This is a genomic window from Geodermatophilus sp. SYSU D00697, from assembly GCF_054050175.1.
Genome location: NZ_JBJGYV010000001.1, coordinates 164,599 through 181,910, shown reverse-complemented (window position 1 = coordinate 181,910; position 17,312 = coordinate 164,599). Strand labels below are relative to the sequence as shown.

General features: G+C 73.1%; 14 protein-coding genes. All 14 read right to left on the bottom strand.

The features are described from left to right. Positions 1 to 12 precede the first annotated feature (12 nt). Positions 13 to 1,071 (bottom strand): polyprenyl synthetase family protein, encoded by a 1,059-nt coding sequence (locus ACI79C_RS00895; protein ID WP_456943731.1) that lies wholly within the window; start codon positions 1,069 to 1,071, stop codon positions 13 to 15. Beyond that, the gene (gene nuoN, locus ACI79C_RS00890) at positions 1,071 to 2,636 is read right to left on the bottom strand and encodes an NADH-quinone oxidoreductase subunit NuoN (RefSeq protein WP_456943730.1); all 1,566 of its coding nucleotides are present in this window, start codon (positions 2,634 to 2,636) and stop codon (positions 1,071 to 1,073) included. Before nuoN ends, ACI79C_RS00895 begins: the two co-directional genes overlap by 1 nt. Further along, positions 2,636 to 4,294, bottom strand: a complete 1,659-nt coding sequence (locus ACI79C_RS00885) for an NADH-quinone oxidoreductase subunit M (protein WP_456943729.1) — start codon at positions 4,292 to 4,294, stop codon at positions 2,636 to 2,638. Before ACI79C_RS00885 ends, nuoN begins: the two co-directional genes overlap by 1 nt. A gap of 34 nt (positions 4,295 to 4,328) precedes the next feature. Further along, entirely contained in the window at positions 4,329 to 6,224 is a 1,896-nt protein-coding gene (nuoL, locus tag ACI79C_RS00880; RefSeq protein WP_456943728.1) for an NADH-quinone oxidoreductase subunit L, read from the bottom strand. Positions 6,225 to 6,240: 16 nt separating this feature from the next. Further along, a complete protein-coding gene (nuoK, locus tag ACI79C_RS00875) occupies positions 6,241 to 6,540 on the bottom strand; it encodes an NADH-quinone oxidoreductase subunit NuoK (protein WP_456943727.1) in 300 nt (99 codons plus the stop codon). After that, a complete protein-coding gene (locus tag ACI79C_RS00870) occupies positions 6,537 to 7,349 on the bottom strand; it encodes an NADH-quinone oxidoreductase subunit J (RefSeq protein ID WP_456943726.1) in 813 nt (270 codons plus the stop codon). Before ACI79C_RS00870 ends, nuoK begins: the two co-directional genes overlap by 4 nt. Continuing rightward, positions 7,346 to 8,026 carry an NADH-quinone oxidoreductase subunit NuoI gene (nuoI, locus tag ACI79C_RS00865; protein WP_456943725.1) on the bottom strand — a complete coding sequence of 227 codons (681 nt, stop codon included), beginning with the start codon at positions 8,024 to 8,026 and terminating at the stop codon, positions 7,346 to 7,348. Before nuoI ends, ACI79C_RS00870 begins: the two co-directional genes overlap by 4 nt. After that, positions 8,019 to 9,506, bottom strand: coding sequence for an NADH-quinone oxidoreductase subunit NuoH (gene nuoH, locus ACI79C_RS00860; RefSeq protein ID WP_456943724.1), 1,488 nt, complete (start codon positions 9,504 to 9,506; stop codon positions 8,019 to 8,021). The genes nuoI and nuoH overlap by 8 nt, the downstream gene beginning before the upstream one ends. Continuing rightward, the gene (locus ACI79C_RS00855) at positions 9,503 to 11,959 is read right to left on the bottom strand and encodes an NADH-quinone oxidoreductase subunit G (RefSeq protein WP_456943723.1); all 2,457 of its coding nucleotides are present in this window, start codon (positions 11,957 to 11,959) and stop codon (positions 9,503 to 9,505) included. The genes nuoH and ACI79C_RS00855 overlap by 4 nt, the downstream gene beginning before the upstream one ends. 73 nt (positions 11,960 to 12,032) lie before the next feature. Further along, positions 12,033 to 13,361 carry an NADH-quinone oxidoreductase subunit NuoF gene (nuoF, locus tag ACI79C_RS00850; protein ID WP_456943722.1) on the bottom strand — a complete coding sequence of 443 codons (1,329 nt, stop codon included), beginning with the start codon at positions 13,359 to 13,361 and terminating at the stop codon, positions 12,033 to 12,035. Between the two features lies 1 nt (position 13,362). After that, positions 13,363 to 14,376, bottom strand: coding sequence for an NADH-quinone oxidoreductase subunit NuoE (gene nuoE / locus ACI79C_RS00845; protein ID WP_456943721.1), 1,014 nt, complete (start codon positions 14,374 to 14,376; stop codon positions 13,363 to 13,365). A gap of 103 nt (positions 14,377 to 14,479) precedes the next feature. Beyond that, complete coding sequence (locus tag ACI79C_RS00840; protein WP_456943720.1) at positions 14,480 to 15,802, bottom strand: NADH-quinone oxidoreductase subunit D; 1,323 nt, start codon at positions 15,800 to 15,802, stop codon at positions 14,480 to 14,482. Next, positions 15,799 to 16,536: an NADH-quinone oxidoreductase subunit C gene (locus tag ACI79C_RS00835; RefSeq protein ID WP_456943719.1), complete on the bottom strand. Its 738-nt coding sequence runs from the start codon at positions 16,534 to 16,536 to the stop codon at positions 15,799 to 15,801. The genes ACI79C_RS00840 and ACI79C_RS00835 overlap by 4 nt, the downstream gene beginning before the upstream one ends. Beyond that, positions 16,533 to 17,303 carry a NuoB/complex I 20 kDa subunit family protein gene (locus tag ACI79C_RS00830; RefSeq protein ID WP_456943718.1) on the bottom strand — a complete coding sequence of 257 codons (771 nt, stop codon included), beginning with the start codon at positions 17,301 to 17,303 and terminating at the stop codon, positions 16,533 to 16,535. Before ACI79C_RS00830 ends, ACI79C_RS00835 begins: the two co-directional genes overlap by 4 nt. Between the last annotated feature and the right edge of the window lie 9 nt (positions 17,304 to 17,312).

Genomic DNA, 17,312 nt, shown 5'->3' with positions numbered 1-17,312 from the left:
TGCCCACGACGCTCAGCTGGTGCGCGTGACGACGTAGTCGCACAGGGCGCTGAGCGCGTCGCGGACCGGCCCCTGGGGGACGGCGGACAGCCGCGCCCGGGCCCGGTCGGCGTACTCCCGCAGCACCTCGGTGGCCCGCACCAGACCTGCCGACGAGCGCAGCAGGGTCAGCGCCTCGGCGTGCTCGGCGTCGTCGGTGATCGGCCGGGAGACGAGGTCCCGCAGCCGCTGCTCGGCCGGGTCGTCCCCGGCCAGGGCGAACAGCGCCGGCAGGGTGGCGATGCCCTCGCGCAGGTCGGTCCCGGGCGACTTCCCCGAGGCGCCGTCCTGGCTGACGATGTCGAGCAGGTCGTCGGAGAGCTGGAAGGCGACCCCGACCTCCTCGGCGAAGGCGGTCAGCGCGGCGACGAGGTCCTCCCCCACCCCCGCGAAGGAGGCGCCGAAGCGCGCCGAGGTGGCCACCAGCGAGCCGGTCTTGTCGGCCAGCACCTGCAGGTGGTGGGCGACCGGGTCGGCCCCGGGACGCGGCCCGACGGTCTCCAGGATCTGGCCGGTGACCAGCCGCTCGAAGGTGCGCGCCTGGATGCGCACCGCCTCGGGGCCCAGGTCGGCCAGCAGATCCGAGGCGCGGGCGAAGAGGAGGTCGCCGGTCAGGATGGCGATGCTGTTGGACCACCGGCTGTTGGCGCTGGGCGCCCCCCGGCGGACGGCGGCCTCGTCCATGACGTCGTCGTGGTAGAGCGTCGCCAGGTGGGTCAGCTCGCAGACCACCGCGGCCTCGGTCACCCCGGGGGCGTGCGGGTCCCCGAGCTCGGCGGCCAGCAGCGCCAGCAGCGGCCGGAAGCGTTTCCCGCCCGCGGCGACCAGGTGCCCGGCCGCCTCCGAGATGAACGCGTGCTCGCTGGTGACCGCGGTCCGCAGCGCCTCCTCGACGCGGGCCAGCCCCTCGGCGAGGCGCGGGCCGAGATCCCCCTCGGGCAACCACGGGCCCATCGTCGAGGCGGGCGTCGAGATCCGCTGCCAGGTCTCGACCGGGGTGTCCCCGTCGACGGCGGCGCTGGCTCCGGTCATCAACCGACGAAGATAGCCGCCTTCTCGGCCAGGTCGAGCACCGCCCCGGGGACGATCCCCAGCACGAGGGTGGCGGCCACGGTCACGGCGAGCACGATCGTGGTGGGCAGGCCGGGCACACCGACGGTCGGGCCGTCGGCGGCGGGCTCGGAGAAGTACATGAGCACGATGACCCGCAGGTAGAAGAAGGCCGCCACCGCGCTGGCCAGCAGCGCCACGACCACCAGCGGCCACGCGCCGTCGTCGATGGCGGCCCGGAACACCGCGAACTTGCCGGTGAAGCCGCTCGTGAGCGGGATCCCCGCCAGCGCCAGGAGGAACAGGGCCATGACCGCCGCGGTCAGCGGCGAGCGCCGGGCCAGGCCGGCCCACTTGGCCAGGTGCGTGGCCTCCCCGTCGCCGTCCCGGACGAGCGTGAGCACCGCGAAGGCGCCGAGCGTGGTCAGCCCGTAGGCCAGCAGGTAGAACATCGTGCCCGGGACCCCCGAACCGGAGCCGTCCGCGCCGCCGCCGAGCCCGATGACGCCGGTGAGCAGGAACCCCGCGTGCGCGATCGAGGAGTACGCCAGCATCCGCTTGAGGTCGGTCTGGGTGAGGCCGAGCACGGCGCCGACCACCATCGACACGATCGCGATGCCGTAGACCAGGGGCCGCCAGGTCCACTCGCTGGTGCCGAAGGCGACGTAGAGCAGCCGCAGGATGGCCCCGAACGCGGCGACCTTGGTGCAGGCGGCCATGAAGGCGGTCACCGGCGTCGGGGCGCCCTGGTAGACGTCCGGCGTCCAGGAGTGGAACGGCGCCACGCTGGCCTTGAACATCAGCCCGACCACCAGCAGCGCCAGGCCGAGGACCAGGAGCACGTCGCTGCCCCCGACCGCGGCGGCCGACCGGACGTCGGAGAGCCGGACGCTGCCGGTGGCGCCGTAGACCAGGGCCACGCCGTAGAGGAAGAACGCCGAGGCGAACGACCCGAGCAGGAAGTACTTGACCGCCGCCTCCTGGGAGAGCAGCCGGCGGCGGCGGGCCAGCCCGCTGATCAGGTACAGCGGCAGGCTGAGCACCTCGAGGGCGACGAACATGACCAGCAGGTCGTTGGCCGCGACGAACAGCATCATGCCGCCGATCGCGAACAGGGCCAGCGGGTAGACCTCGGTCTGCACCCGCGGTGCGGTCATCAGCTCCCGGTCGCGGGGGCTGCCCGCGGGCACCGCGGCGGCCGCGACGAACGCCGACCGGGCGGGGTCCAGGGAGCGCTCGGCGAACAGCAGGACCGACAGCGCCCCGAGCCCGGCGATGGTCGCCTGGAGGAAGACCGCCGGGCCGTCGACGGCGAGCGCGCCACCGGCGGTGACCGTCCGCTCCCCCGCCAGCAGCAGGCTGGTGACCAGCCCGCCGAGGGTGCCGACGAGGGCGACGGCGACCTGCACCGGGTGCCGGCTCTCCCGCGGGGCGAAGGCCTCGACGATGACGCCGACGCACGCGGCCCCGAGCACGATCGCCAGCGGCGCCAGGGCCCCCAGCGACAGGCTCGGCGCCTCGATCGCGTCGACCGCGCTGACCAGCATCAGTTCCCCCCGGCAGTGTCGTCGGCGGCCGGGGCCGCGGCCGGCTGCACGCCGGCGGGGTCGGCGCCGACGTCGGTCATCGTCGCGGCGACCGCGGGCTCGATCAGGTCCAGCAGCGGCTGCGGGTAGACCCCCAGCGCGATGACCAGCGCGACCATCGGCGCGGCGACGGCCAGCTCCCGGCGGGACAGGTCGTGCACCCGCAGTCGTGCCGGCGCCGGGGCCGGCGCGGTCAGGGTCGCGGTGCCGCCGTCCGCCGGGGTCACCGCTGCCGACGACGTCCCCCCGTCCGCCGTCCCCTCTGCGGTCTCCAGCAGCACGCCACGGGGCGGGCCGTGCATGGTGCGCTGGTACACCAGCAGGACGTAGAGCGCGGCCAGGATGATCCCGACGGTGGCGAGGACCGTGTAGACCGGCACCTCCGGGAAGGACCCGATCAGCACGAGGAACTCGCTGACGAAGCTGTTGGTGCCCGGCAGGGCCAGCGAGGCGAGCCCCGCCACGAGGAAGACGCCGGCCAGCAACGGGGCCTGGGCGGCGACGCCGCCGTAGTCCCCGACCTGCCGGCTGCCGCCGCGCGCGATGAGCATCCCGACGACGAGGAAGAGCAGGCCCGTCGCGATGCCGTGGTTGACCATGTAGAGCACCGCGCCGGTGGCCGCCTCGGTCGTGAAGGCGAAGATGCCCAGCGCGATGAAGCCGAAGTGTGCGATCGAGGTGTAGGACACCAGCCGCTTCATGTCCGACTGCCCCATCGCCAGGAGTGCGGCGTAGAGGATCCCGGCGACGGCGAGGACGAGCACGTACGGGGCGAGGTCGCGGGAGGCGTCCGGGAACAGCGGCAGGCAGTAGCGGATGAACCCGAACGTGCCGACCTTGTCCAGGACGCCCACCAGCAGCACCGCACCGCCGATCGGCGCCTCGGCACCGGAGTCGGGCAGCCAGGTGTGGAAGGGCACCAGCGGCGCCTTGATCGCGAAGGCGACGAAGAAGCCGAGGAACAGCAGCTTCTGCACACCCGGGTCGATGTCGATCTGCCGCAGCGCGTCGAAGGCGAACGTCCCCTGCCCCAGCTCGCTGTTGCTCACCACGTACAGCCCGATGACTGCGGCCAGCATGACCAGCCCGCCGACCAGGCTGTAGAGGAAGAACTTGACCGCCGCGTACTGCCGTCGCGGGCCGCCGAAGCTGCCGATCAGGAAGTACATCGGGACGAGCATCGCCTCGAAGAAGACGTAGAAGAGGAAGACGTCGGTTGCGGCGAAGACGCCGACCATCATCGCCTCGAGCAGCAGCAGCCAGGCGAAGAAGGCGCGCATCGAGCGGCGGCCGGCGGGGGTGTCCCGCCAGGAGGCGACCACGACCACCGGCACCAGGACGCCGATGAGCAGCAGCATGACCAGCGCGATGCCGTCGACGCCGAGGGCGAAGTCCACCCCGAAGTCCGGGATCCAGGACACCGACGTGGTCAGCTGGAACCGCTCGCCGCCGGTGTCGAAGGCGACCGTGGCGAGCACGGCCAGCAGCAGGACGACGGCGCTGACGCCGAGGGCGAGCTGCTTGGCGAGGTCGTCACGGCCCCTGGGCAGGGCGGCGACCACGGCCGCTCCGGCCGCCGGGACGACGATCATCGCCAGCAGCCACGGGAAGTCGGTCACGGTCGGGGACCCCTCTCGTTCGTCGTCGCTCGGGTCATCCCGCCGTCACCGCCAGCAGCGCCCCGGCGACGACGACGGCGCCGCCGAGCATGGACAGCGCGTAGGAGCGCACGAAGCCGGTCTGCGTGCGGCCCAGCCGGGACGAGGAGCCGCCCAGCGTCGCGGCCAGCCCGTTGACCGCGCCGTCCACGCCGCGGTTGTCGACGAACACCAGCGCCCGGGTCAGCCACTGTCCGGGCCGCATGAACAGGGACTCGTTGACCGTGTCGGCGTACAGCGCGCGGCGCGCGGCCCGGACCGGGAGGGAGACCCGGGCCGGAGCGGTCACCGGGACCTCGCGGCGGCCCACGAACAGCCACGCGGCGCCCACCCCGAGCAGCATCACCAGCGTCACCAGCACGCTCACCAGCAGCGGCGCGACCACGTGCTCGGCGGCCTCCGGCTCGCCGAACACCGGCGTGAACCACTCCTCCAGCGGGAAGGCCACGACCAGCAGGAACCCGGCGACCACCGAGCCGACGGCCAGCAGCACCATCGGCACCGTCATGACCGGCGGCGCCTCGTGCGGGTGGACGCCCTCCTCCCAGCGCGGCCGCCCGAAGAAGGTCATGAGCATCAGCCGGGTCATGTAGAAGGCGGTCAGCCCGGCCGCCAGGATCGCCAGCGTGCCGAGCAGGTAGCCCCAGCCGTCGCCGCGGTCGAACGCGGCCTCGATGATCGCGTCCTTGGTGTAGAAGCCGGACAGGAACGGGAAGCCGATGAGGGCCAGGTAGCCCAGCCCGAAGGTCACGAAGGTGGTGCGCATCCGCGTGGCCAGCCCGCCGAAGCGGCGCATGTCCACGGAGTCGTCCATCGCGTGCATGACCGACCCGGCGCCGAGGAACAGCCCGGCCTTGAAGAAGCCGTGGGTGAGCAGGTGCGCGAGGCCCGCGACGTAGCCGACCGGCCCCAGCCCGACGGCCAGGAACATGTAGCCGATCTGGCTGACCGTGGAGTAGGCCAGCACCTTCTTGATGTCGTCCTGCGCGCAGCCGGCGATCGCGCCGATGGTCAGCGTGATCGCCCCGACGGCGAGGACGACGGCCCGGGCGGTCGCCGTCTCGTCGTAGATCGGGGCGGCGCGGGCGATGAGGTAGACGCCGGCGGTGACCATGGTCGCGGCGTGGATCAGCGCGGAGACCGGGGTCGGGCCCTCCATCGCGTCCGGGAGCCACGCCTGCAGCGGGAACTGGCCGGACTTGCCGCAGGCCCCGAGCAGGAGCAGCAGCCCCAGGGCGGTGACCGTGCCGCCGGCCAGCGTGCCGACCGCGCTGAAGACGCCCTCGTAGGTGACGGTGCCCAGCTGCGCGAACATCAGGAAGATCGCCAGCGCCAGCCCGACGTCCCCGACCCGGTTCATGATGAACGCCTTCTTCGCGGCGGTGGCCGCCGACGGGCGGGTGTACCAGAAGGCGATGAGCAGGTAGGACGCCAGGCCGACGCCCTCCCAGCCCACGTAGAGCATCACGAAGTTGTTGCCGAGGACGAGCAGCAGCATCGCCGCGACGAAGAGGTTGAGGTAGGCGAAGAACCGGCGCCGGCCGGGGTCGTGGGCCATGTAGCCCACCGAGTAGACGTGGATGAGCGCGCCCACGCCGGTGATCAGCAGGACGAACACCGCCGACAGCGGGTCGTAGAGCAGCCCGGCCTGCACGTCGAGCGAGCCGGTCGCGACGAAGGTGAACAGGTCGACGCTCACCGACCGCCCGTCGAGCTGGAAGGTGCAGACCAGCCCGATGACGAAGGCCACGACCACGGTGGCCACGCCGAGCAGGTGGCCCCAGCGGTCGGTGCGGCGTCCACCCAGCAGCAGCACGGCGGCGCCGGCCAGGGGCAGCGCGATCAGCAGCCAGGAGGCGGCGAGCAGCCCGTCGGCGGGCACGGTGTCCATCCCCGGATCCCCGTTCTCAGTACTTGAGCAGGTTGGCGTCGTCGACCGACGCCGACCGGCGGGTCCGGTAGATCGACATGATGATCGCCAGGCCGACGACGACCTCCGCGGCGGCGACGACCATGACGAAGAACGCCATGATCTGGCCGTCGACGGTGCCGCTGGCCCGGGCGAAGGTGACCAGCGTGAGGTTCACCGAGTTGAGCATCAGCTCGATGCACATGAAGACGACGATCGCGTTGCGCCGCACCAGCACGCCGACCGCGCCGATGGTGAACAGGATCGCGGCCAGCACCAGGTAGTGCGCGAGACTCATCGCTGGTCCCCTCCGCGCACGCCGTCGACGTCCCCGAGCGCCGCGTCGGGGCTGCCGAGCTCGGCCCGGCCGGTGGGACGCGGCATCTGCTCGACCTCCTGGGGATCGATCCCGGTGGCGAGGCTGTCCTCGGCCGTCCGGCCATCGGGCAGCAGCGCGGGGGCGGCGACGGAGTTGGCCCGCGCGTACACCCCGGGACCGGGGAGGGTCTGCGGCCGGTCGGTGAGGAACCGGGCCCGCGAGAGCTCCTTCTGGGTGCGGCGGCTGCCGGGCTCGCGCTCGATGTGGGCCAGGACCATGGCCCCGACCGCGGCGGTGATCAGCAGCGCGCTGGTGACCTCGAACGCCAGCAGGTACCGGGTGAACAGCAGCTGGGCGATCGCCTCGATGTTGCTGGTCTCCCCGCCCTGCACCGCCGCCAGGCCGGTGATCGGGAGGTCCTGGGTGGCCCGGGCGATCCCCGCGCCGACCAGCCCGGCGAAGCCGATGCCGAGCACGATCGCGGCCACCCGCTGCCCGCGGAGGGTCTCCACCACCGAGTCCGAGGAGTCCCGGCCGACGAGCATGAGGACGAACAGGAACAGGATCATGATCGCGCCGGTGTAGACGATGATCTGCACCGCGCCGAGGAACGGCGCCTCCTGGACGACGTAGAACACGCCCAGCGCCAGCATCGTGTTCACCAGCCACAGCGCCGAGTGGACGGCGTTGCGCGAGAGCACCATGCCCAGCGCGCCGGCCAGCGCGATCGGGCCGAGGACCCAGAAGACGACCGCCTCCCCGGTGCCGATCACCACGTCGGGGTTCACGCCGCGCCCCCGGGGACCGGCTGGTCCTCCCGCGCCCCGGCGGAGCGGTCGGCCGGCGGGACCGGGACGTCCGGCGTCCGGACGTAGTAGTCCTTCTCGTCGTCCCCGAGCCGCATGGGGTGCGGCGGGGCCTCCATCCCGGGCAGGAGCGGTGCCATCAGCTGCTCCTTGGTGTAGATCAGGTCCTGCCGGTTGTCGTCGGCCAGCTCGAAGTCGTTGCTCATCGTCAGCGAGCGAGTGGGGCACGCCTCGATGCACAGCCCGCAGAAGATGCAGCGCAGGTAGTTGATCTGGTAGACGCGCCCGTACCGCTCACCGGGCGAGTAGCGCGCGTCCTCGGTGTTGTCCCCGCCCTCGACGTAGATGGCGTCGGCGGGGCACGCCCAGGCGCACAGCTCGCAGCCGACGCACTTCTCCAGCCCGTCGGGATGCCGGTTGAGCACGTGCCGCCCGTGGTAGCGCGGCTTGGTCACCTTCGGTTCGTAGGGGTACTCCTCGGTGGTCACCTTCCGGAAGATCTGCGCGAAGGTGACCCCGAAGCCCTGCGCCGGGCCGGGCAGCAGGCTGGAGCGCTTGACCGGCCCGGCGTCCTGGTCGTCGCGGCGGGCCAGCTCGCCGCGGGCAGCCTGCGCCAGGCCCTTCTCCGAGCCCTCCGTGAACGGGTCCCGCTCAGGCATCGCCGTCCTCCTCTGCGGTCTGTGTGCCGCGCCGTCCGGTGCTCACCACGCCGCCGGCGGCGACGGCCTCCCGGCTGCGCAGCCGCGGTGACGGCGGCACGGCCAGGTCCATCGGCGGGATCGGGAAGCCGCCCTCGGCGCGGCTGGGACCGCCGGCCGGCCGGCGCCGCGCCCCGGCCGGGGGCAGCACCTCCGGCTCGGCGTCGGTCGGGTGGATCGACCCGGCGGCCGCCTTGGTGGCCGCGATCCGGGTGTCGCGGTTGCTGACCCGGCTGGCGACGAGCAACCCGGCGAGCACGAGCAGCGCGAGGGGCACGCCGACGAAGACCGCCACCTCGCCGGAGGACAGCTCGGCCTCGCGGGCCACGGTGCGCATGGTCGCGACGGCGAGGATCCAGACCAGCGCCGTGGGCACCAGCACCTTCCAGCCGAAGCGCATGAACTGGTCGTAGCGGAGGCGGGGCAGCGTGCCGCGCAGCCAGATGAAGACGAACAGCGCGACGACGACCTTGAGGAAGAACCACAGCAGCGGCCACCAGCCGCTGTTGGCGCCGTCCCAGATCGACAGCGGCCACGGCGCCCGCCAGCCGCCGAGGAACAGCGTCGCGGCCAGCGCGGAGACGGTGACCATGTTGATGTACTCGGCGAGGAAGAACAGCGCGAACTTCAGCGACGAGTACTCGGTGTGGAACCCGCCGACGAGCTCGCTCTCGGCCTCCGGCAGGTCGAACGGCGCCCGGTTGGTCTCGCCGACCACCGCGACGGCGTAGACCACGAACGAGACCGGCAGCAGGACCGCGAACCAGCTGGGCCCGGTGAACTCCAGCCCGAAGAACGACAGCTGGGTGCCGTCGGCCTGCGCGGCGACGATCTCCGAGGTCGACATCGTGCCGGCGTAGAGGAACACCGCGACGATGGAGAGCCCCATCGCGATCTCGTAGCTGACCATCTGCGCCGCGCTGCGCAGGCTGCCCAGCAGCGGGTAGGTCGAGCCCGACGCCCAGCCGGCCAGCACGATCCCGTAGACGCCCATCGCCGAGCAGGCCAGCACCACGAGCACGCCGATGGGGGCGTCGGTCAGCTGCAGCGGGGTGCGCTGGCCGAAGATGCTCACCGTCGGGCCCAGGGGGATCACCGAGAAGGCCAGGAAGGCCGGGATCGCGGCGATGACCGGCGCCAGGAAGTAGACCGGCTTGTCCGCGAGCGCCGGCATGATGTCTTCCTTGAACGCCAGCTTCAGCCCGTCGGCGAGGCTCTGCAGGTAGCCGCGGGGCCCGACCCGGTTGGGGCCGATCCGCTGCTGCATCCGGGCGACGACCTTGCGCTCGAAGACGATCGCGAACAGCGTCATCAGCACCAGGACGACGAAGACGCCGACGATCTTGATGAGGACGATCCACCAGACGTCGTGCCCGAAGTCCTCGAGCGTCGGCTGGTTCTCCGCCGCGAGCGACGAGGGCATGGCGGCGAGCAGGGTCACGCGAGGCCTCCCGCGACGAGTCGGACGACGCCGCCGGGCGGCGTGCCGAGTGAGGTCCGGATCTCGCTGCCGGGCGAGCGCATCGGCAGCCAGACCACCTGGTCGGGCATCTCGGTGACCTGGACCGGCAGGCTGACCTCGCCCATCGCGCCGCAGACGGTGACCCGGTCGCCGTCGGCCAGGCCCAGCCGGCGGGCGGCGTCCTTGCCGAGCCGGGCCACCGGCGGCCGGGCCGTCCCGGCGAGCTCGGGCTCGTCGCGCTGCAGCGTGCCGACGTCGAGCAGCTGCCGCCAGGAGGCCAGCACCGCCTCGTCCTCGGCCAGCGGCGGGTCGGCCGGCGGGGCGACGTCCAGGCCGGTGACCTCGGGCCGGACGGCGACGGCGCCCAGCGCGGCGAGCTCGGCGCGGGCCGCCTCGGGCGCGGGCAGCCGCAGGTCGACGTCGAGCTCGTCGGCCAGCCCCTGCAGGACCCGGCCGTCGGGCAGCTGCCCGGTGCCGTGCAGCGTGGCGTCGAAGGAGCGCAGCCGGCCCTCCCAGTCCAGGTACCCGCCGGCCTTCTCCGGAGCGGCGGCGACGGGGAGGACGACGTCGGCGTGCTCGGTGACCGCGCTGGGGAACATCTCCAGGCTGACCACGAAGTCCGCGTCGGCCAGCGCCGCCTCGGCCAGCCGCGGGTCGGGCAGGTCGGCCGGGTCGACCCCGCCGACCAGGAGCCCGCTCAGCTGCCCGTGGGTGACCGCCGCGAGGATGCCGTTCGTGTCGCGGCCGGGCGTGGCCGGCAGGTCGGCGACGCCCCAGGCTGCGGCGACCTGCGCGCGGGCGCCCGCGTCGGTGACCGGCCGTCCACCGGGCAGCAGCGTCGGCAGCGCGCCGGCCTCGACCGCCCCGCGCTCCCCCGCCCGGCGCGGCACCCAGGCCACGCGGGCGCCGGTGGCGCGGGCGAGGGCGTCCAGCGCGGAGAACGCGCCGGGGACCTCGGCCAGCCGCTCGCCGGCGAGCACGACGGCGCCGGGCTGGCGGATCGCCTCGACCGCGGGGCCACCCCACGTGCCCTCCGCCAGCGCCGCCAGGGACCGGGCCTCGGTGCCGGGCAGGGTGGCGAGCACGGTCGCCTGCAGCTTCTCCGCGGCGCGCGTCACGAACGGGGCGAGGTCGAACACCCGCAGCTCCCGGGTGCGCACCGCCCGGCGCAGCCGCAGGAAGACGATGGGCGACTCCTCCTCGGGCTCGAACCCGGCCAGCAGCACCGCGGGCGCCTCGGCGAGGTCGGCGTAGGTGACCGCACCGTTGGAGGGGCCGGTCCCGGCGACGTGCGCGGCGAGGAAGGCCAGCTCCTCCGCCGAGTGGGCGCGGGCCCGGGCGTCGACGTCGTTGGTCCCCAGCGCGACCCGGGCGAACTTGGCGTAGGCGTAGGCGTCCTCGACGGTCAGCCGGCCGCCGGGCAGGACGCCGACCCCGCCGGCGTCCCGCGCGGCGCGCAGCCCCTCGGCGGCCGCGGCCCACGCCTCCGGCCAGGACGCCGGCTGCAGCACGCCGTCGCGGCGGACCAGGGGCGTGGTCAGCCGGTCGTTGGAGGTGGCGTAGCGGAACGCGAAGCGGCCCTTGTCGCAGTTCCACTCCTCGTTGACCGCCGGGTCCTCCCCCGCCAGCCGGCGCAGCACCCGGCCACGGCGGTAGTCGGTGCGCTGGGCGCAGCCCGAGGCGCAGTGCTCGCAGGCGCTGGGCTCGCTGCGCAGGTCGAACGGCCGGGACCGGAACCGGTACTGGGCGCTGGTCAGCGCGCCGACCGGACAGATCTGGGTGGTGTTGCCGGAGAAGTAGGAGGAGAAGGGCTCGTCCTCGTAGATCGCCACCTGCTCCAGCGCGCCACGCTCGAACAGTTCGATGAACGGGTCACCGGCGACCTGCTGGGAGAACCGGGTGCAGCGGGCGCAGAGGACGCAGCGCTCCCGGTCGAGCAGGACCTGGCTGCTGATCGGCAGGGGCTTGGGATAGGTCCGCTTGACGTCGACGAACCGGCTCTCGGTGCGCCCGTTGGTCATCGCCTGGTTCTGCAGGGGGCACTCCCCGCCCTTGTCGCAGACCGGGCAGTCCAGCGGGTGGTTGATCAGCAGCAGCTCCATCGTGCCCTGCTGCGCCTTGTCCGCGACCGGGCTGGTGAGCTGGGTCTTCACCACCATGCCGTCGGTGACCGGCATCGTGCAGGAGGCCACCGGCTTGCGCTGGCCCTCCACCTCGACCAGGCACTGCCGGCAGGCGCCGACCGGCTCCAGCAGCGGGTGGTCGCAGAACCGCGGGATCTGGACGCCGATCATCTCGGCGGCCCGGATGATCAGCGTGCCCTTGGGCACGGCGACGTCGAAGCCGTCGATGACGCAGTGGACCGCGTCCGGCGGGGTGTGGGGGCCGGGCACCGCCGGGACGGCGGCGGGCGCGGGCTGGGGCGTGGTCACTGGTCCTCCTCGCTGGCGCTCGTCGGCCCAGCGCCGTGTCGTGCGGTGCCCGTGCGTGACCTCGCGAGCTCGGTCACGAGGCCACCCCGACGGGCTCGAGCCGGAGGCTGCGGCCCAGACGGGCCTGTTCCTCCGGCGGCAGCAGCGCGACGTAGTCGTCGCGGAAGTACTTCAGCGAGCTGCTGATGCAACTGGTCGCGCCGTCGCCGAGGGCGCAGAACGAGCGGCCCAGGATGTTGTCGCAGGTGTCGGTGAGCAGGTCCAGGTCGGCCGCCGTCCCCCGGCCGTGGACCAGCCGCTCGAGGATCTGGACCAGCCAGTACGTGCCCTCCCGGCACGGGGTGCACTTGCCGCAGCTCTCGTGCGCGTAGAACTCGGTGAACCGCAGGGTCGCCTCGACGATCGAGTCGGTCTCGTCGAAGACCATCAGCGCGGTGGTGCCGAGCATGGAGCCCGCGGCGGCCACGGAGTCGAAGTCCAGCGGGACGTCGAGGTGCTCGGGGGTGAAGTACGGCGTGGAGGAGCCGCCCGGCGTCCAGAACTTCAGCTGGTGCCCGGGGCGGACGCCGCCGGCCATCTCCAGCAGCTCGCGCATCGTGGTCCCCATGGGGGCCTCGTACTGGCCGGGCCGGACGACCCGCCCCGACAGCGAGTAGATCTTCGGGCCTGGCGACTTCTCCGGACCGAACTCCTTGAACCAGTCCGACCCGCCGCGGACGACGAACGGCACGCTGGCCAGCGTCTCCACGTTGTTGATCACGGTGGGGGCGCCGTACAGGCCGGCGACGGCGGGGAACGGCGGCTTCAGCCGCGGCTGGCCCCGGTAGCCCTCCAACGAGTCCAGCAGCGCGGTCTCCTCACCGCAGATGTAGGCGCCCGCGCCCGCGTGCACGATCAGCTCGAGGTCGTAGCCGGAGCCGAGGACGTCCGTCCCGAGGTAGCCGGCCGCGTAGGCCTCCTCGACGGCGTTGACCAGCCGCCGGTGCGCGTGCACCGCCTCGCCGCGGACGTAGATGACCGCCAGGTGCGAGCGGATCGCGTACGCGGCGATGACCACGCCCTCGATCAGGGAGTGCGGGTCGGCCATCATCAGCGGGAGGTCCTTGCAGGTGCCCGGCTCCCCCTCGTCGGCGTTGACCACCAGGTACTTGGGCATCGCCGCCGGCCCGGTCGGCGTCTCGCCCGGCTTGGGCTGCGGGATGAAGCTCCACTTCATGCCGGTCGGGAAGCCGGCGCCGCCGCGGCCGCGCAGGCCGGAGTCCTTGACCAGGGAGACCAGCTCGTCGGGGCTCATGCCCAGCGCGGTGCGCAGTGCGGTGTAGCCGTCGAGCCGCTCGTAGGTCGACAGCCGCCACGACTGCGGCTCGGCCCAGCGGGCGGTCAGCACGGGTGCGAGGGGCATGTCACGCCTTCCCGTCAGTGGGGGTCGTCCCGGTGGCCGGCTCGGCGGCCGGCGGGTTCTCCGTGCCGGCGCGCTGCCGGCCGCGCGGCTGCCCGTACTCGGCGCCCTTGTCCGGGTGGGCCTGCGCGGCACCGGCCCGCTCGGCCGGGGTGTCGGCGGCGGCGACGCGGGCGTCGGCCGCCTCCTCCTCCGGGGTCTCCCCGGTGCGGCCGGAGGGTCGCACGGTCTCCGCAGGCTCGCCGGCATCGGCCGGCGGCTGCTCGGGGCCGGCCATCGGTGGGGCCGTCTCGCCGCGTTCGGCGGCCAGGCGCAGGCCGGCCAGCGTGGGGCCGATGGCGCCCTCGGCGTCGATCGCGGCCCGACGGGCGGCCTCGCTGCCGAACTGGTCGAAGCCGGCCAGCTGCCGCGAGATGCCTCGGAAGTCGGTGAGCGGCGCGCCCCGGGTGGGATGCGGCTTCTCCCCGCGGCGCAGGGCCGCGACCAGTTCCCGGGCGCTCTCGACGTCCTGCTGGTCGTAGAACTCGTAGTCGACGGTGACCACCGGCGCGTAGTCGCAGGCGGCCAGGCACTCGGCGTGCTCGAGGGTGACCGAGCCGTCCGCGGAGGTCTCGTCGTGGTGCACGTCGAGGTCGGCCGCGAGCGCGTCGAAGATCCGCTGCCCCCCGAGGACCGCGCAGAGCGTGTTGGTGCAGACGCTGACCAGGTGCCGGCCGGTGGGCCGGCGCTTGTACATCGTGTAGAAGGTCGCGACCGCGCCGACCTCGGCCTTGGTCAGCCCGAGCTCCTCCGCGCACAGCGCCACGCCCTCGTGCGAGACGTAGCCCTGGTAGCTCTGCACCAGGTGCAGCATCGGCAGCAGCGCCGAGCGCGCCTGCGGGTAGCGGGCGATGATCTCCCGCGCCTCCAGCCGGGTCTGCTCGGTCAGCGGCGGCAGGTCGGCGGGTGTGGGCTCGACGGGGCTGGAGTCCAGCCCCGTCACCGCCGTCCCCTCGGTGCTGCCCGGGAGCGCGCTCATCGATCCACACCTCGTCCCCGGGTCGTCTCCGCGGCCGCTCCGCTCCTCGCTCGCCCCGCGATGCTCACTCGCTGTCGGCTCGGCGCAGCGCTGCGATGCTCACTCACCTGTCGACTCCCCCCATGACCGGGTCGAGGGAGGCGATCGCGGCGATGACGTCGGCGATCATGCCGCCCTCGCTCATCGCCGCCGTCGCCTGCAGGTTGACGAAGCTGGGGTCGCGCACGTGCACGCGCCACGGTCTGGTCCCGCCGTCGCTGACCACGTGGTAGCCGAGCTCGCCGCGCGGGGACTCGATCGGCACATACACCTGCCCGGCCGGCACCCGGAACCCCTCGGTGACCAGCTTGAAGTGGTGGATCAGGGCCTCCATCGACTGGCCCATGATGTGCTGGACGTGCTCGAGGGAGTTGCCCATGCCGTCGGGGCCCAGGGAGAGCTGCGCGGGCCAGGCGATCTTCTTGTCCTCGACCATGACCGGCCCGGGCTCCAGCCGGTCGAGCGCCTGCTCGATGAGCTTCAGCGACTCGTTGACCTCGGCCATGCGGACCAGGTAGCGACCCCACGCGTCGCAGGTGTCGGCGGTCGGCACCTCGAAGTCGTAGGTCTCGTAGCCGAGGTAGGGCTCCACCTTGCGCAGGTCCCACGGCAGGCCGGCGGCCCGCAGCACCGGCCCGGTGATGCCGAGCGCCAGGCACCCGGTGACGTCGAGGTAGCCGGCGTCCTTGAGCCGGCGCTGCCAGATCGGCTGGCCGGTGAGCAGCTTGTGGAAGTCCGCGACCCGGGCGGGCATGACCTCGAGGAACTCGCGGATGTGCTCCACCGCGCCCGGCGGCAGGTCCTGCGCCAGGCCGCCGGGGCGGATGTAGGCGTGGTTCATCCGCAGGCCGGTGATCTCCTCGAGCAGGTCCAGGACCAGCTCGCGCTCCCGGAAGCCGTTGGTCATCCCGGTGAGGGCGCCCATCTCCATGCCGAACGTGGCCAGTGCGACCAGGTGCGAGGCGATCCGGTTGAGCTCCATCACCAGCACGCGGATCGTCCGCGCGCGCTGCGGCACCTGGACGCCGAGCAGCTTCTCGACCGCCATGGAGTAGCCGGCCTCGTTGAACAGCGGGGACAGGTAGTCCATCCGCGTCACGAAGGTCGTCCCCTGGACCCAGTTGCGGTACTCGGTGTTCTTCTCGATGCCGGTGTGCAGGTAGCCGATCACCACCCGCGCCTTGGTCACCGTCTCGCCCTCGAGGTCGAGCACCAGCCGGAGCACGCCGTGCGTCGACGGGTGCTGCGGCCCCATGTTGACGACGAGCCGCTCCTCGCCGTACGCCTCGGTGCCGAGGGTCTGGTCCCAGTCGCCGCCGGTGACGGTGTAGACGCGGCCCTCGGTGGTCTCCCGCGAGCCGGCGTAGGGGTCGTAGGTGGTGCTCATCGGTAGCTCCGGCGCGTGTCGGGCGGGGGGATGGTCGCGTCGTGGTACTCGACCGGGACCCCGCCGAGCGGGTAGTCCTTGCGCTGGGGGTGGCCGTCCCAGTCGTCGGGCATGAGGATCCGGGTCAGCGCCGGGTGGCCGTCGAAGACGACGCCGAACATGTCCCAGGTCTCCCGCTCGTGCCAGTCCGCCGTCGGGTAGACCCCCACGACCGACGGGACGTGCGGGTCCTCGGCGGTGACCGCGACCTCGAGCCGGATGCGCCGGCGGTAGGTCATGGACGTCAGGTGGTAGACGACGTGCAGGCGGGGCCGCCCCGCGGTGGCGGCCGGGCCGCCGCTGTCGAGGTAGTCGACCCCGGACACGCTGCTGCACAGTTCGAAGCGCAGGGCCTCGTCGTCCCGCAGGGCCTGCACCAGCGTCAGCAGGTGCTCCCGGGCCACGAAGTAGGTGATCTCCCCGCGGTCGACCAGCACCCGCTGCACCGCCGCGTCGTAGGTCGCCTGCCCGACGGCCTCGATGAGCGCGTCGGTGACCTCGTCGAAGTACCCGCCGTAGGGCCGCTCGGTGGAGTGCAGCGCGACCGCTCCGCCGGGCTCGACGCGGACCAGTCCGCCGAAGCCCGAGGTGTCCCCGCTGCCGGAGACGCCGAACGCGCCCTTGCGGAAGCCGCCGCTCGGAGCGGTCGCACCCTGCGCCGCGTCGTCCCGCGCGCGGTCGCCCGGCCCGGTCATCGGGTCACCTGCTCGACTCCGGCCTCGTTCCGCTCCTCGGTCGCTGGCGCTCCCTGCGATGCTCGCTCGGCCGTCGCCGTCGCCGTCGCGGTCCCGCTCCGCACGTAGGGCTCCGGCAGCAGGACGGCGTTGCCCCCGCGCTGCTCGATCGCGAACTGGCCGGTGCGCCGCTCGGCGGCGGCGAGCTCGTAGGCCTGCCGCGCGGCCTTGTCGACCCGCACCGTCGAGGGCATCTCGACGTGGAGGTCCTCCGCCCGGCCCTCGGCGCGCGCCTGCTCCAGCTCGCGGGCCCGCTTCGGCCCGAGGGGCTCGTTCATGATCTTGTGGTGGAGCTTGAGGATCGCGTCGGTGAGCATCTCCGGCCGCGGCGGGCACCCCGGCAGGTACATGTCGACCGGGACGATGTGGTCGACGCCCTGCACGATCGCGTAGTTGTTGAACATCCCCCCGGAGCTGGCGCAGACCCCCATGGCCAGCACCCAGCGGGGCTCGGGCATCTGGTCGTAGATCTGCCGCAGGACCGGCGCCATCTTCTGGCTCACCCGGCCGGCCACGATCATCAGGTCGGCCTGGCGCGGCGAGGCCCGGAAGACCTCCATGCCGAACCGGGCGAGGTCGTAGCGGCCCGCGCCGGTGGCCATCATCTCGATCGCGCAGCAGGCCAGGCCGAAGGTGGCCGGCCAGAGCGAGGACTTGCGGGTCCAGTTGACCAGTTTCTCCACCGTGGTCAGCAGGACACCGCTCGGCAGCTTCTCCTCGAGTCCCATGGCAACTCC